Below are 13,351 nucleotides of genomic sequence, written 5' to 3' on the forward strand. Positions count from 1 at the left end.
GTCCCCCGTCGGGGGCGGGGCCGCCACTCCCCAGCCGCAGATCCTCACAACGCCGAGGCCGACATGACGACGAGCCAGAGCAACACCCCTCTCAGCACCAGGCGCCGTCCCGGCAGCGCCTTCGCCGCCGCGCACGGGCCCTCCGCCCGCTGGACCACCGACACCTGCGCCCTGTACGTGGAGCTGTTCTCCACACCGCCGATACAGCGCACCCCCGCGCTCCGAAAGGCCACCAGGTGATCGGCGCAAGGGCCGGCGTGGTCGAAGACGCGTCCGCAGCCCACCCCAGCTACCGCGCGAACCACGTCGCCCGGGACACGGCTCCGGCGAGCGCCCGGCACGGCGTCGCGTGCACCCTCCGGGCCTGGGGCCTGGAGCACCTGGCCGACACGGCCGAGCTCCTGGTCTCCGAGTTGGTCACCAACGCCGTCACGCACACGGGCTCGCGCACCATCGGTGTGGCCGTCACGCGTCCCGTCGAGACGACCGTGCGCATCATGGTGCTGGACACCGACCGGACCGAGATGCCCCCGCCGGCCGCGCCGGGCGCCGACGAGGAGTCCGGCCGCGGCCTGGTCCTCGTCGGTGCCCTCTCCGACCGGTGGGGCGTCGAACGGGTCACGACCGGCAAGCGCGTCTGGTGCGAGCTGAACGTCAAGAAGGTGCGCCCGTGACCGCCCGCCGCCGCGAGAACGCGGAGCCCGTCACCCCGGACCTGCACGACCAGTGGGCCGCCGCCCGGCTCGACTCGTCCCTGGAGGAGCTGGCCGACCTGATCGGCGCGATCTTCACCGTCGAGGACGACGCGCCCCGCCCCGACGCCCCGCCGGCGGTGAACCCGTGACCGGCACCTACCCGATGGGATTACCGACCTTCCGTCTCGCCGCCCTCAACGTCCCACCCTTCGGCGGACCCGCAGACGGCACGGCCACAATTCACTGCGAGGCGTGGGCCGGTACCCCGATCGAACCGTACCTCTGGCTCCTGTCGCGTGACGGGGCCCCGACACCGTGGGGCGCCGTGCGGCGCCTGACCGCGGCGGCCGAGCACCTCGCCGACCGGCTCGACGAGGACCCCGACGACGCCCGGCCCTTCCCGGGCGGCACCCTGCGCCGCTGGGTCGAGGACCGGTGCGGGCTCGAGGACGTCGCGGAGCGCCTCGCCCGAGGCGCGTACGTCCCGGAGGCTGTGAGCGTCATCGGCCCGGGGCACGTCCTCTACACCCTGACCGCGATGCCCTCGGGCACGTGCGTCTGCCGCGAGCCCCGGTCGCTCTCCGGCCGGACGGACCCGTTGGCCGCCGCGGCCCCGAGCAGGTGGTCCGCGTGATGCCCCCGGTGGCGGCCGACGTGCTCGCGATGGCGGCCGAGCAGGTGATCGCGGCGGCACAGACCGCGTGGCCGGGCGCCGAGGTCGTCCCGGGCCCGGTGACGCCGAGCGTCACCAGCTACGTGCAGCGCCTCAGCGTCGACGGCCGGGACGTGTACGCGAAGACCTCCGTCTGCGGGGTCTCGCTGGTGTCGGTGCTGCGTGGCGCGTGCGGCGATCTGGAGACCGTGCGCGCCCGGCAGGCGGCCTACCTGGTCTCGCCCGGCTCGATCACTGCCCGCGAGGCCGTCCAACTGCGCACCCTGGCCGGCCCCGCCCGGCTCGGGACGGTGACGCTCGCGGGGCACGCCCGAGGCGTGCTGTTCACCGAGCCGGTGACGGGCCCGACGCTCACCGAGCTGATCGAGGCCGAGCCCGGCCGCACGCGCGAGCTGCTCGGCCTGGTCGTACGAGACGTCGCTGAAGGACTCGCCCGCCGGGGCGTCGCCGAGGCCGTCCAGGGCGCGTCGATCCGCGAGCGCGGCATCTCCGGGACGTTCGCCCGCAAGTTCAACGGCCTGAGCGGCGGCCTCTACCTGCGGCAGACCGGTCAGGGCGAGACCCTCAGCACGGTCGTGACCCGGCTGCGCCGGGCCCGCCGCGTTCCTTCCGCCCCGGCCGGGACGGTCGTCTTCGGCGACCTCAAGCCGGAGCACGCCGCCTTCCCCGTGGACGGCGGCCGGCCGGTCTACCTCGACCCGGGCCTGATGCGCGGCAACGAGGTCGCGGACACGGCCAAGCTGGTCTCCCGCCTGGTGCTCGGACTGGTCGCCCGCGGCCCGGCCGCCGCCGGCGTGGTGCTGTGCGGGGTCGACTCGTTCGTCCGGGCTTCAGCCCGGCGCCTCCCGGCCGAGCAGCGGTCCGGGTGGCTGCGCGAGCTCGTCGTCCTGGTCCTCATGGACAGCCTCAACATCCTGTCCACCTACCTGACCGCCCCGGCCGATCTGCCCCTGTCCGCACACGCGGCCGGAGTGAGAGACCGCGCCCGGCACGTCGCAGACCTCCTCGACCGCGCCACGGCCCCGCTCGCCGGCACCGAGGACGGGGCGACCTGGTGGCGCCTGTATCTGACCCGCGCACGAGAGGCAGCAGCCGCATGAGGATCGGACTGATCGGAGCCGGAGCGGTCGGGCAGAGTGTCGGCGCGCTCCTCGTCGCCGGCGGCTGGTGCCGCGAGCTGTTCGTCGCGTCCGGTTCGCAGGCCAGCGCCCACGGCCTCGCCGCCGACCTGGAGGACCTCACCCAGGTCACCGGCTCCGCCATGCGGGTCACGGTCACCACCCCCAAGGCCATGGGAGCCTGCGACGCCGTCGTGCTCTCTCCCCGGGCCCACTTCACCAACACCGCCGTCCGGGACGTGCGGATGGCCGGGCTCATCGCCAACACCGCGCTCATCGTCCACCTCGCCCGGCAGCTCACCGGCTACACCGGCGTCGCCGTCATGGTCACCAACCCCGTCGACGTCCTCGCCCGTGTCTTCGCCGAACGCTCCGGCTGCGCGCGGGTGGTCGGGATCGGCGCGGCGACCGACACCGCCCGCTACCGCCTCACCCTCGCCCGCCACCTCGGCGTGCCCGCCGCGGCGGTCCGCGGACACGTGATCGGCGAGCACGGGGACGCGGCCGTGATCTGCGCGTCCACCACCACCGTCCACGGCGAGCCCGTCACCGTCCCCGTGCAGCGGGTACGCGACGAACTCGCCGCCCGGCCCCGCCGGATCAGCGACGGCATCGGCCGCACCCGCCTGGGGCCCGCCGGCGCCGTCCTGGACGCCCTCACCCACAGCCTCGGCCTGGCCGACGGAGTAACCGAGGTGTCCGTCCGCCAGGAGACGGGCGTGTGGCTCGGGATGCCCGTGCACTACACCGACGGAATCCCGACCCTGTGCCCGCCGCCGCTCGACGACTCCGAGTCCGCCCAGCTCGACGCGGCCACGGAGAAGCTCCACACCGCCTACCGACTCACCGAGGAGATCTGACCCGCATGGGTTCCGTACGCATCACCACCGCCGACGGTCAGGCCGTCACCGTCACCAGCACGACCGACACCGTCCCCGACTGGGCCACCCGCTACCTCGGCGGCTGGTGGAGCGCCGCGCCCACCACCGACACCGACGGACCGACGGTCTCCGCCGACCTCGACGAGGCCGAACTCCTGGCCCTGGCCAGCGTCGTCGAGCAGGGCGACGCAGAGACGGTCGAGTACGCCGGGGCCGACCTCCTCGTCGTCCGCGACGGCAGCCTCGTCACCGCCGTCTCGGCCGACCGCTCCCTCGCCTACCGCTGGGACGAGGACTGGCGCCTCCTGCGGATCGTCGGCACCGACGAGACCGAGCTCGCCACCGCCTCCGCCCGACTCGCCCGCGAACTCGTCCGCGCCCAGCTCCTCGCCGACGGCTGGGCCATCCTCCACGCCTCCGCCGTCACCAGCCCGGACGGCGCCACGATTCTCACCCTCGGCGACAAGGGCGCGGGCAAGACCACCACCGCCCTCACCCTCGCCCGCGCCGGCTGGCACCTGCTCGCCAACGACCGGGTGTTCGCCCGGGTGGAAGACGGCATCGTGCGGGTCCTGCCCTGGCCGTCGGCCGCCGCGTTCGGCTTCGGTCTCCTCGACGCGCTCGACCTCTTCGAGACCGTCCGCACCCGCCTGGCCTCCGGCGAACAGATGCACCCCACCCAGCACCAGAGCGTGACCGACGCCCTCCTCGCCGGACGTCGCGAACCCCTGTGGAAGAAGTCCGGCAAGGAGTTGAAGCCGCAGTTCTGGCCCGACCAGCTCGTGAGCTGGCTGTCCATGCCGCTCGCCACCGAAGGCCACGCGGTCGGCGTCCTCTACCCGCAGATCATCGCCGGCGCCGCACCGCGCCTCACCGACAACGAGCGCGGCGTCCAGGACGGCGACTTCTTCGACGAGACGACCGAGGACCGCTACCCCGACGTCTTCGGCCTCCTGCCCGGCCCCAGCGACCGCAGCGTCCTGCGCGAGCACCTCGACGCCCTGTCCCACCAGGGACTCGTCATGAACCACGACTCCGCCGCGAACGCCGTCCTCCTCAAGGAGGCCGTGGCCCGCCTCGGCGCCTGACCGTCAGGTCGACCGGTTCGAAGGCGGACCGACCAGTGGGCGCGGCCGACCCTTCCGGTTCCTGGCCGGCCGCGCCCACGACCTCGCCCGAACCTCACCGCTGCCCGCCGCAGGGCACGTCAGCCGGGCCCGCCCGGCACCACGCACCGCAGGGGTTACGGGGCCGTCCCGACTCCGGTGTCAGGGTTCGCCGCCACCCTGCGCTCGAACCCTGACATCGAGTTCGTTCCACATCGTTGCTGCTCAGAGAGAGGGATCGGAAGGCTATGACCGTGAATGTTCGCCAGACCGAGGGGACGAGTGACATGCGTCGTTTACCGCAGTGGCGGGTGACGGTGAACTCCCGCTGTAAGAGGTCCTGCTTCTACTGCCGGCCCTCGGGCGAGGCCGTGGCCACGGAGTCCGGCACGGACCTGGACCCGGACCGGCTGCTCGCGGTCGCGGCCGCGGTGAAGGCCCAGGGGGTCGACTCGGTCAAGCTGACCGGGGGAGACCCGGCCCTGTACGGGCCGCTCGTCGACGTCGTCCGCCGCCTGCGCGAGGAGGCCGGCATGCGCGAGGTCGAGGTCATCTCCCGGCACCCGCGGATCGGCGAGCTCGCGCCCGCGCTCGCGGAGGCGGGCGTCACCCAGTTCAACGTCTCGCTCGACACCCTGGACCCGGACCTGCACCGCGAGATCTGCGGCCCGGACGACCACGCCGAGGTCCTCGACGCGATCCGGGCCTGCGTGGCGACCGGACTGCCGGTCAAGGTGAACGTGGTGGTGATGTCCGGGATCAACACCCCGGAGATCGAGCCCCTGATCGGCTGGTGCGAGGAGGCCGGGGTCGACAGCGTGAAGCTGCTCGACATCATCAAGGACCTCGGCGAGGGCGCGGAGAGCTACGAGCGGCGCCTGCAGATCAAGCGGAAGATGAACCTGCCCGACCTGTACGTCCCGCTGGAGAACCTGGCCGAGGGGCTCCGGAAGCGCGCCGTGGCCGAGCAGGTCGTCCAGCAGGGCGGCCTGGGGCACCCGATGACGGTGTTCACGATGCCGTCGGGGACGAAGGTCGTCGTCAAGGACTCCACGGCCGGCGCCTGGTACGGAGCGGTGTGCCGGGGCTGCCCCCTCTTCCCCTGCCACGACGCGCTGATGGCCCTGCGGCTCACCGCGGACGCCCGGCTGCAGTTCTGCCTGCTGCGCGAGGACGTGACCGTCGACCTCGCCCCGCTCCTGGACGCCGGCGACACCAAGGGCGTCGCGGCCCACGTCGAGGCGGCCTTCGAGATGTACGCGGCCGCCGACTTCCGCAAGCACGCGGAGCCGACGGAGCTGGCGGGGGTGAGCCGGTGAGCACGTTCCTCGGCCTGCCCGGCCTGACCCAGACGCCGCCCGCGGCCGGGACCTCGCCGTGCGCCGTCACCGAGCCGGTCGAGGGCCGGCCCACGGTGCTCCTCGCGTACCCGAAGATCGACCACGAGAAGGACTACGTCTACCACTGGATGCCGTTCTCGCTGCTCACGCTCGCCAAGCCGCTGCTCGAGAGCGGCCTGGTGAACGTCGTCCTCTTCGACGGCAACCAGCGCGACGCCCAGGCGTGGGAGAGCTTCCTCGACGAGCACCTGGACTCGGCGGTGTGCATCGGGGTGAGCATCATGACCGGTGGTGGCCAGATCGGCCACGCCCTGGACCTGGTCCGGGCGGCGAAGAAGCGGGCCTTCTGCCCGCCGGTGGTGTTCGGCGGCCCGCACGTCAACGTGCTCGCGGAGCAGACCGCTGCCGACCCGCTCGTGGACGCGGTCCTGACCGGGCCCGGGCAGAACTCGATGCTGCAGTACGTCCAGTCGCTCCTCGGCCGCACCCCGCGCCGGCTGGTCCCGGGCCTGCGGATCGACGACGGCACCACGGTCTTCGAGGGCAAGCCGAACCCGCCCCGGACCCAGAACCTCGGCGCGTACCCGTGGTCGCTGCTGAACGTCGCCGACTACATCCGCGACGACCCCACGGTGGCGTCCCGGACCCTGAACTACGTCTCCAGCCAGGGCTGCGTCTACAAGTGCGACTTCTGCTACGAGAAGATCTACAAGCGCAAGTACTCGGCGATGCTCGCCGGCCCGCTCCTCGACGACATCGCCGACCTCAAGCAGCGGTTCGCGATCGACGGCGTGAAGTTCTACGACGCCGACTTCTTCGTGAACCTGCAGCGAGCGATGGCGTTCTGCGACGGTCTGATCGACCGCGGGCTGGACCTGCGGTGGGCGGCCAGCATCAACCCGAACGACATCCTCAAGGCCCGCAGGAAGGGCCTGCCGCTGCTGGAGCGGATCGCCGAGAGCGGCTGCTCCCGCCTGCTGATGGGCGTGGAGTCGGGCAACGACCGGGTACTGAACGAGATCGTCAAGAAGGAGATCACCCGCGCGGAGATCCTCGACGTCGCTGCCGACATCGCCGCCAACAACATCCTCGGCTCCTACACCTTCATCGTCGGCTTCCCGGGGGAGACCGACGCAGAGGTGGAGGACACCTACACCCTGATCGAGGAACTGCGTCAGCTCGACCCCGTACCGGAGACCCGCGTGCACCTGTTCGCCCCCTACCCGGGGGTGGGGGAGCTGTGGGACAAGGCGGTCGAGCTGGGCTTCGAGCCGCCCGACTCCCTCGAGGGCTGGTCGAACTTCGACTACTACACCAGCCTGACGCCGTGGACCTCCGCCGCCACCGCGGCCCGGGCCCGCCAGCAGACCCAGATGCGCCTCGCGCCCACGTCCTGACCCCGCTCGTCGTTGTACGGCCGGGCGCCCGCGCGCGCCCGGCCGTACAGCGCTCCACGTCAACCAAGGAGAACCGTGTCCCCCGATCGCCCACTGCCCCGTCCGCTCGCCCAGGGCGACTGGATCGGGGTGGTCACCCTGTCGGCCCCGGAGCCGGCCCTGCACCCCGAGCCGTTCGCCCGCGGGCTGGACACCCTGAAAAGCCTCGGGTTCCACACCCAGGTCGCCGGGCACGCCGCCGGCCAGCACGGCTACCGCGCCGGTACCGAGTCCGAGCTGCTGCACGACTTCCACGCCATGGTCGCCGACCCCGGCATCGACGCGATCGTGGTCGCCGGCGGCGGCAAGAACGCCAACCGGCTCCTGCGCGGCCTCAACTTCACGCTGCTCGCCGCGCACCCGAAGCCGATCGTCGGCGTCAGCGACCCGACCGTGCTGCTGAACGCGATCACGGAGTGCACCGGCATGCCGACCATCCACGGCCCATCGGTCGTCTGGGACTTCGGCGCCGCCGACAGCCCCCAGTCGACCCTGGACCACTTCACCGCCGTCCTGACCGGCGACCCGGCAGCCCTGCAGATCAACGCGCCCCTGGACTTCGCCCGCCCCGGCACCGCCCAAGGCCGGCTGATCGCCGGCTGCCTGTCCTCGCTGCGCTGCCTGCTCGGCACCCCGTACGAGCCGATCTGGGACGGCGCCGTCCTCGTCTGGGAGGACGCCTTCAAGAGCGTCGACGTCCTCGACCAGACGCTGACGCACTTCCGCGACCGCGGCGTCCTGGACCGGATCGCCGGCATGGTCGTCGGCGACCTCGTCGGCTGCGACCCGGCCGGCGACTGGGGCGTACGAGACATGGTGATGGACCTGTGCGCCGAGTACGCCTTCCCGATCGCCTTCGGCCTGCCCTTCGGCCACACCCCGCTCAAGCACACCCTGCCCATCGGCACCGACGTCGTCCTCGACCCGGACGCCGAGCACGCCCTGACCCTGTCCCCGATCTGGACCCGGCCCGCCGCGTCCCTGCCCGGAGGTACCCGATGACCCTCGCCCAGCCCGAGGCCCGCCTCTACGGCACCTTCCTGCGCGACAACCCCGAGGAGAAGAAGCTCCTGCAGCGCCGGGCCCGCATGGTCCGCGCCCTGCGCGAACACCTCCACGGCCTGTCGTTCACCGAGGTGTCCACGCCGCTGCTGTGCCGCGCCCGCGAGAGCGCCCCCATCCCGCAGTTCGACACCACCAACCCGCTCACCGGCGAGCACTACCACCTGCGCCACTCCGCCCAGGACCACCTGCGGCGCCTGGCCATCGCCTTCGACCGCGTCTACGACCTGGGCAAGATGGTCCGCGCCGAACGCGAGGACGACCGCCGCGCGATCGAGTTCACCATGTGCCAGGCCGCCGCCCGCGACCTCAGCCTCTCCCAGGGCATCAGCCTGCTCACCGGCCTGATCCAGCACGCCGTCCTGTCCGCCTACGGCCGCCTCCAGACCCCCGGCATCGACTGGTCCCACATCCGCATCCAGTCCTTCCACGACGCCGCCGGCGAAGCCCTCCACACGGATGGCCCGCCGGCCGACCAGGACCTCGCCGACGGCGCCCGCAAGTGGCTCACCAGCAACAACCACCGCGCCGGGGCCACCGACTGGGAGGTGCTGGAGGACTTCATGAAGCACGCCATCGAGCCCGGCCTGACCACCCCGACCGTGCTGACCGCCTTCCCCCACCCGCTGCGGCACAACAGCCGGATCGACGAGGCCACCGGCCGGGCCGAGCGGTTCTCCCTCATCGCCGGCGGCATCGAGTGCGCCGACGGCGGCCTCAAGCTCCGCCGCTCCGCGGACTACCGGCCGATGGTCGAGGCCAACATCGCCCTGCGCACCGAGCTGCACGGCATCACCGGCGACCGCGGCCCGGTCGACTTCTTCGACGACCTCGACGCCGCCGGCCCGGCCGACGTCTTCACCTTCGGCCTCGGCGTCGACCGGCTCCTCGCCCTGTGCGCCGAGCGCAGCATCCACACCGTCGTCCCCTTCCCCTTCCGCTGACCCACACGAGAGGCTCGCCCCCTGATGTCCGCAACGATGCGCGCGATCGTGATCACCGAGAGCCTGACCGACGGCCAGGTACCCCAGGCACCCGGAGTGAGCGAGATCCGCCGCTACCGACACCTCCTCGACGACCACACCCCCATCGAGATCGTCGAGCTCACCGTCCCGGCCGACCAGGCGCCCGCGTACGCGCACCAGCTCGCCGACGCCCTGCTGCCCCGGCTGTACTACGCCCACCTGATCGACGAGCAGCAGATGCTCGTCGCCTTCCCCCACACCGTCGTCCGCATCCGCCGCGGCGGCGAGCGGGCGATCGCGCTCGCCCAGAGCGTCGGCGCGCTCGTCGGCATCCCCGCCGAACAGATGCGGTTCGCCGAGATGTGGGACACCGACCACCCCGACGCCCCCGCCCACGCCGAGGCCGAGCGTTCGTGACCGCCACCGAGGAGAAGACCGGCCCCGCGCCGCTGGCCGTCGTCACCGGCGCCAGCGGCGCGGTCGGCCGCGCCATCGCCACCCGGCTCACCGACTCCGGCTGGCAGGTGATCGCCACCTACCGCACCACCGCCCCCGGCCCGGACGCGCCGCCCGCCACGTGGGTGCACTACGACTCCGCCGAGCCGAGGACCGCCATCGCGCTGCACAACGCGGTCACCCGCGCGGCAGGGCCGCTGCGCGCCGTCTTCGCCTGCGTCGGGGCCCCGTCGTCCAAGAAGCCGGTCGCCGACACCGCGGCCGCGGAGTTCACGGCCGTCTACCAGGCCAACGTGCTCAGCCTCGTGCACACCTGGCACGCGCTCGCCGACCGCGCCCGCACCGACCGCGCCTCCGTCGTCGTCCTCGGCTCCGACGCCGGCCGCGCCGCCCGCGCGAACAACGGCCCCTACAGCGCCGCGAAGGCCGCCCTGGAGAGCCTGGTGGTCACCCTCGCCAAGGAGGAACAGCTCCACGGCGTACGGGTCAACCTGCTCGCCCCGTCCCTGATCGACTCGCCCCTCGCCCACCACGTCATGGCACTCAAGGGCGTCACCGACCCCGACGCCTACTACGCCCAGCTCCCCTGGGGCCGGCCCCTCACCCTGGACGAGGTCGCCGCCGCGTGCATCGACCTGGCGGCCGGCCCGCAGTGGGCGTACACCACCGGCCACGTCTACCCGCTCGGGGCGGTGAGCTGATGGTCAATGCCGTCGTGGCACGCCAACTGGGCATCGTGCACCAGCTCCGCAGCCGCGCCAGCGTGCCCGCGCAGGAACTCGCCAAGCGGTATGGCGTGACCGAACGCACCATCTACCGCGACATGGCCACCCTCGCGGCCGCCGGCATCCCCGTCCAGGCCACGCCCGGCAAGACCGGCGGCTACCGCCTCGGCCCCGACACCGCCCTCGACCCGCTGACCATCGACTCCGACCACGCCCTGCGCCTGTACGTGCTCGGCTTCGTCGAACCCGACACGGCAGGCCCCGACCGGGCCCGCGCCGCAGGCGTCAGCGACACCGTCCAGGACGTCGTCCGCCGCCTGGCCCGGCGCATCCACTTCGACACCGCCGACTGGTACTGGCGCGACGAAGGCTCCGGGCACCTGCCCGTCCTGCGCACCGCGATGCTCACCGGGATCGTCCTGGACGCCGCCTGGCGCACGAAGACCGGCGAGCAGGCCACCGCCCTGCTCAAGCCCTATGGAGCCGTGTGGAAGGCCGGTGAGTGGCACATGGTCGCCGCCCCCGCCACCGGCGGCGCCCCCGATCGGTTCCGGCTCAACTTCGTCGACCGGCTCCAGCTCACCGACCTCACCTTCGCCTACCCCGAGGACTTCACCGTCCGCACCTGGTGGGACACCGAGATGGAGGACTACGGCAAGGGCGACGTCCGCGTCACCCTCGACGTCGCCCCGGCGGCCCGGGACGAACTGCTGCGCCTGAGCCTGAAGTCCACCTCCCAGGTCCACGAGCACGACGACGGATCGCTCACCATCCACCTCTTCGTCGACCGCTGGGAGTGGCTCATCCCCCTGGTCACCAGCTACGGGCCCGACGTCATCCCCACCGAACCCGCCGAGCTCCGCCACGCCATCGCCGACCGGCTCCGCCGCACCCTCGCCGCGTACGACGACACCGCCGCCGGCCCGGCCCCGCCGCCCGCGCCGCTCAACGACGACTCCCGCCTGCGATCCACCCACGGCCGACACCCCGGAGCCTGACGATGCCCACGATCCGCCGTCTCGAGCACGCCGACACCCTGCCGCTGCCCGTCACCGGCTCCGGCCCCTTCGACTTCCGCCACACCTTCTGGAAGCCCAGCCACTACCCGACCGCCCTCGAGGCCCACACCGCCGACCGATCGTGGCGCACCTTCCGGATCGACGACCTCGTCCTCGGCGTCGCCGTACGCCAGGAGGACGACCGCACGCTCGTCGCCGACGTCCACACCGACGGCGAGTACAAGCCCGAGCACCGCGACCGCCTCCGACGCCGCCTGATCGCCTCCTACGGCCTCGACGAGGACCTCGCCGCCTTCCACGACCTCGCCACCGGCGTCCCACTGATGAACGCCCCCCTCGCCGCCCTGGCCGGCATGCGGCAGTCCTGCCCCGAGGACTTCTTCGAGATCTCCGTCATCGCCACGCTCCTGCAGAACACCACCATCGCCCGCAGCGAGCAGATGACCCGCAGCCTCCTGACCAACTACGGCCACCTCGTCCACTTCGACGGCATCACCCTGCGGGCCTGGTTCACCCCCGCCGAGATCGCCGACATCCCCGCCGCGACGTTCCGCGCCGTCGACCGCCTCGGCTACCGCGACAAGTACCTCGTCGCCCTCGCCGCCTTCTTCCGCGACCACACCTCCGAGGAGGTCGCCGCCATGCCCAACCGCGCGGAAGTCCTCCAGCAGATCAAGGGCGTCGGCCCCGTCACCGCGGCCGTCTTCAACTCCCACGCCTCCCGAGACCCCTCCGACTACCCCGTCGACGTCTGGAGCCGGCGGATCTACTCGCAGCTCCTGTTCGGCACCGACGACCAGGACGAGAAGACGATCCGCACCCGCATGAGCGAGCTGTTCGACGGCCACGCCGGCACCGCCGCCCTCTACCTCCTGGAGCACCAGTTCGTCGGCGCCCCCGTCGCCCCCCTGCTGACCCCTGACGCCATCAACACCTGGAACCAGGCCCTGGAGGAGACGACCAGATGACCCGCGGCATCGTCCTGCACGACCCCACCGGAACCCTCACGGCCGACATCCCGCTCGACAGGGACCGCCTCGAGGAGCTGGCCACCACGGTGCTGGGCTGGCGGCAGACCGCCCCCGAGCCGAAAGGCACCAACGATGCGGCCCTCCAACTGACCGGCTACGCCCAGCTCCTCATCGGGGAGGTCAGCAAGGCCCTCCAGTGCCTCCCCGCCGATCACCCGGTACGGGCACGCGGCGCGATCACCCGCGAGGAGGCCGTCCGCCGTCTCCCGGCACTGCGACGCCGAGGCGGCGGCCTGGTCCGCGCTCAGAAGGCAGCCCACCTCATCCAGGCACTCCACGGAGCACTGGACGCCGCGCACTTCGGCAGCGCTCAGCGCGCAGACCAGGGCGTTCCCGAGCTCCGCCGCTACCGGGAACGCGCCCTCACGGCTGGTCAGGCGTGGCGAGCCCACCGTCGCGAGTAGCCGCAGTAGGGCGGCGGTCGCCGGGCACCGGCCGGGGCGCCCCCGCGCCAGCGGCGTACGCGGGCGCATCCCGCAGAGCCGTCGGTGAGCGGTCGTCAGGACGGGCTGGTGAACGAGGTGGTGCGCGGTGGCGCGGGCCTGGCGACCAAACCTTGACGTTGTGTGATTTGGATCACTCGTTCGGACGTGTTCGCAGGTAGCGGGCACTCTGCGTAACCGGATCGGCACCTTCCGGAGAGAACGTGCGTCGCAGGAGTAACCCTGACGGGGTCCCGTATCGGTGAGTAGGGGTGAGAACACGCTGTGTTCTGTCCTCGGGTGCAAGGACGCGACCGGGGACTCCAACTGCTTGATGAAGGAGGCTTCGTGGAGCTCCACTGGGCCTGGTACGCGCTGGCCATAGTCGGCGCCTACCGGATGATCGCGGTGTGCTTCGAAGC

At 72.4% G+C, this 13,351-nt stretch carries 16 protein-coding genes; all 16 read left to right on the forward strand.

Features of this window, described 5'->3' with window-relative positions; genetic code table 11:
- The first annotated feature begins 63 nt into the window (after nt 1-63).
- The 16 genes from ABZ135_RS31375 (at nt 64) to ABZ135_RS31450 (ending at nt 12,911) form a co-directional block, all read left to right on the forward strand.
- Nucleotides 64-240, forward strand: coding sequence for a hypothetical protein (locus ABZ135_RS31375; protein WP_356700498.1), 177 nt, complete (start codon nt 64-66; stop codon nt 238-240).
- Entirely contained in the window at nt 237-674 is a 438-nt protein-coding gene (locus ABZ135_RS31380; RefSeq protein ID WP_356700500.1) for an ATP-binding protein, read from the forward strand. Before ABZ135_RS31375 ends, ABZ135_RS31380 begins: the two co-directional genes overlap by 4 nt.
- Complete coding sequence (locus tag ABZ135_RS31385) at nt 671-844, forward strand: hypothetical protein (RefSeq protein ID WP_356700502.1); 174 nt, start codon at nt 671-673, stop codon at nt 842-844. The genes ABZ135_RS31380 and ABZ135_RS31385 overlap by 4 nt, the downstream gene beginning before the upstream one ends.
- Nucleotides 841-1,329: a hypothetical protein gene (locus ABZ135_RS31390; protein ID WP_356700504.1), complete on the forward strand. Its 489-nt coding sequence runs from the start codon at nt 841-843 to the stop codon at nt 1,327-1,329. Before ABZ135_RS31385 ends, ABZ135_RS31390 begins: the two co-directional genes overlap by 4 nt.
- Nucleotides 1,326-2,468: a hypothetical protein gene (locus tag ABZ135_RS31395; RefSeq protein WP_356700506.1), complete on the forward strand. Its 1,143-nt coding sequence runs from the start codon at nt 1,326-1,328 to the stop codon at nt 2,466-2,468. Before ABZ135_RS31390 ends, ABZ135_RS31395 begins: the two co-directional genes overlap by 4 nt.
- Complete coding sequence (locus ABZ135_RS31400) at nt 2,465-3,346, forward strand: NAD(P)-binding domain-containing protein (protein ID WP_356700508.1); 882 nt, start codon at nt 2,465-2,467, stop codon at nt 3,344-3,346. Before ABZ135_RS31395 ends, ABZ135_RS31400 begins: the two co-directional genes overlap by 4 nt.
- Nucleotides 3,347-3,351: 5 nt before the next feature.
- Nucleotides 3,352-4,455 carry a hypothetical protein gene (locus tag ABZ135_RS31405; protein WP_356700510.1) on the forward strand — a complete coding sequence of 368 codons (1,104 nt, stop codon included), beginning with the start codon at nt 3,352-3,354 and terminating at the stop codon, nt 4,453-4,455.
- A 305-nt stretch (nt 4,456-4,760) separates the two neighbouring features.
- Nucleotides 4,761-5,792, forward strand: coding sequence for a radical SAM protein (locus ABZ135_RS31410; RefSeq protein ID WP_356700512.1), 1,032 nt, complete (start codon nt 4,761-4,763; stop codon nt 5,790-5,792).
- Nucleotides 5,789-7,210 (forward strand): radical SAM protein, encoded by a 1,422-nt coding sequence (locus ABZ135_RS31415; protein WP_356700514.1) that lies wholly within the window; start codon nt 5,789-5,791, stop codon nt 7,208-7,210. The genes ABZ135_RS31410 and ABZ135_RS31415 overlap by 4 nt, the downstream gene beginning before the upstream one ends.
- A gap of 75 nt (nt 7,211-7,285) precedes the next feature.
- Complete coding sequence (locus tag ABZ135_RS31420; protein WP_356700516.1) at nt 7,286-8,251, forward strand: LD-carboxypeptidase; 966 nt, start codon at nt 7,286-7,288, stop codon at nt 8,249-8,251.
- Nucleotides 8,248-9,255, forward strand: a complete 1,008-nt coding sequence (locus ABZ135_RS31425) for an amino acid--tRNA ligase-related protein (protein WP_356700518.1) — start codon at nt 8,248-8,250, stop codon at nt 9,253-9,255. The genes ABZ135_RS31420 and ABZ135_RS31425 overlap by 4 nt, the downstream gene beginning before the upstream one ends.
- Before the next feature lie 24 nt (nt 9,256-9,279).
- Nucleotides 9,280-9,693: a hypothetical protein gene (locus ABZ135_RS31430; RefSeq protein ID WP_356700520.1), complete on the forward strand. Its 414-nt coding sequence runs from the start codon at nt 9,280-9,282 to the stop codon at nt 9,691-9,693.
- Entirely contained in the window at nt 9,690-10,433 is a 744-nt protein-coding gene (locus tag ABZ135_RS31435; protein WP_356700522.1) for an SDR family oxidoreductase, read from the forward strand. Before ABZ135_RS31430 ends, ABZ135_RS31435 begins: the two co-directional genes overlap by 4 nt.
- 14 nt (nt 10,434-10,447) lie before the next feature.
- On the forward strand, nt 10,448-11,455 hold the full coding sequence (locus ABZ135_RS31440) for a WYL domain-containing protein (protein WP_356700524.1): 1,008 nt from the start codon (nt 10,448-10,450) through the stop codon (nt 11,453-11,455).
- A gap of 2 nt (nt 11,456-11,457) precedes the next feature.
- Nucleotides 11,458-12,444, forward strand: coding sequence for a hypothetical protein (locus tag ABZ135_RS31445; RefSeq protein ID WP_356700525.1), 987 nt, complete (start codon nt 11,458-11,460; stop codon nt 12,442-12,444).
- Nucleotides 12,441-12,911 carry a DUF6415 family natural product biosynthesis protein gene (locus ABZ135_RS31450; RefSeq protein ID WP_356700527.1) on the forward strand — a complete coding sequence of 157 codons (471 nt, stop codon included), beginning with the start codon at nt 12,441-12,443 and terminating at the stop codon, nt 12,909-12,911. Before ABZ135_RS31445 ends, ABZ135_RS31450 begins: the two co-directional genes overlap by 4 nt.
- The last annotated feature ends 440 nt before the right edge of the window (nt 12,912-13,351 follow it).

Origin of the sequence: Streptomyces sp. NPDC006339 (assembly GCF_040612775.1) — a bacterium.
GTDB lineage: Bacteria > Actinomycetota > Actinomycetes > Streptomycetales > Streptomycetaceae > Streptomyces.

Excerpts from the sequence above, each read along its gene's own strand:
- ABZ135_RS31375 (WP_356700498.1), top strand. The coding sequence starts at position 64 with ATGACGACGAGCCAGAGCAACACCCCTCTCAGCACCAGGCGCCGTCCC.
- ABZ135_RS31400 (WP_356700508.1), top strand. The coding sequence starts at position 2,465 with ATGAGGATCGGACTGATCGGAGCCGGAGCGGTCGGGCAGAGTGTCGGC.
- ABZ135_RS31405 (WP_356700510.1), top strand. The coding sequence starts at position 3,352 with ATGGGTTCCGTACGCATCACCACCGCCGACGGTCAGGCCGTCACCGTC.
- ABZ135_RS31410 (WP_356700512.1), top strand. The coding sequence starts at position 4,761 with ATGCGTCGTTTACCGCAGTGGCGGGTGACGGTGAACTCCCGCTGTAAG.
- ABZ135_RS31425 (WP_356700518.1), top strand. The coding sequence starts at position 8,248 with ATGACCCTCGCCCAGCCCGAGGCCCGCCTCTACGGCACCTTCCTGCGC.
- ABZ135_RS31430 (WP_356700520.1), top strand. The coding sequence starts at position 9,280 with ATGTCCGCAACGATGCGCGCGATCGTGATCACCGAGAGCCTGACCGAC.
- ABZ135_RS31445 (WP_356700525.1), top strand. The coding sequence starts at position 11,458 with ATGCCCACGATCCGCCGTCTCGAGCACGCCGACACCCTGCCGCTGCCC.
- ABZ135_RS31450 (WP_356700527.1), top strand. The coding sequence starts at position 12,441 with ATGACCCGCGGCATCGTCCTGCACGACCCCACCGGAACCCTCACGGCC.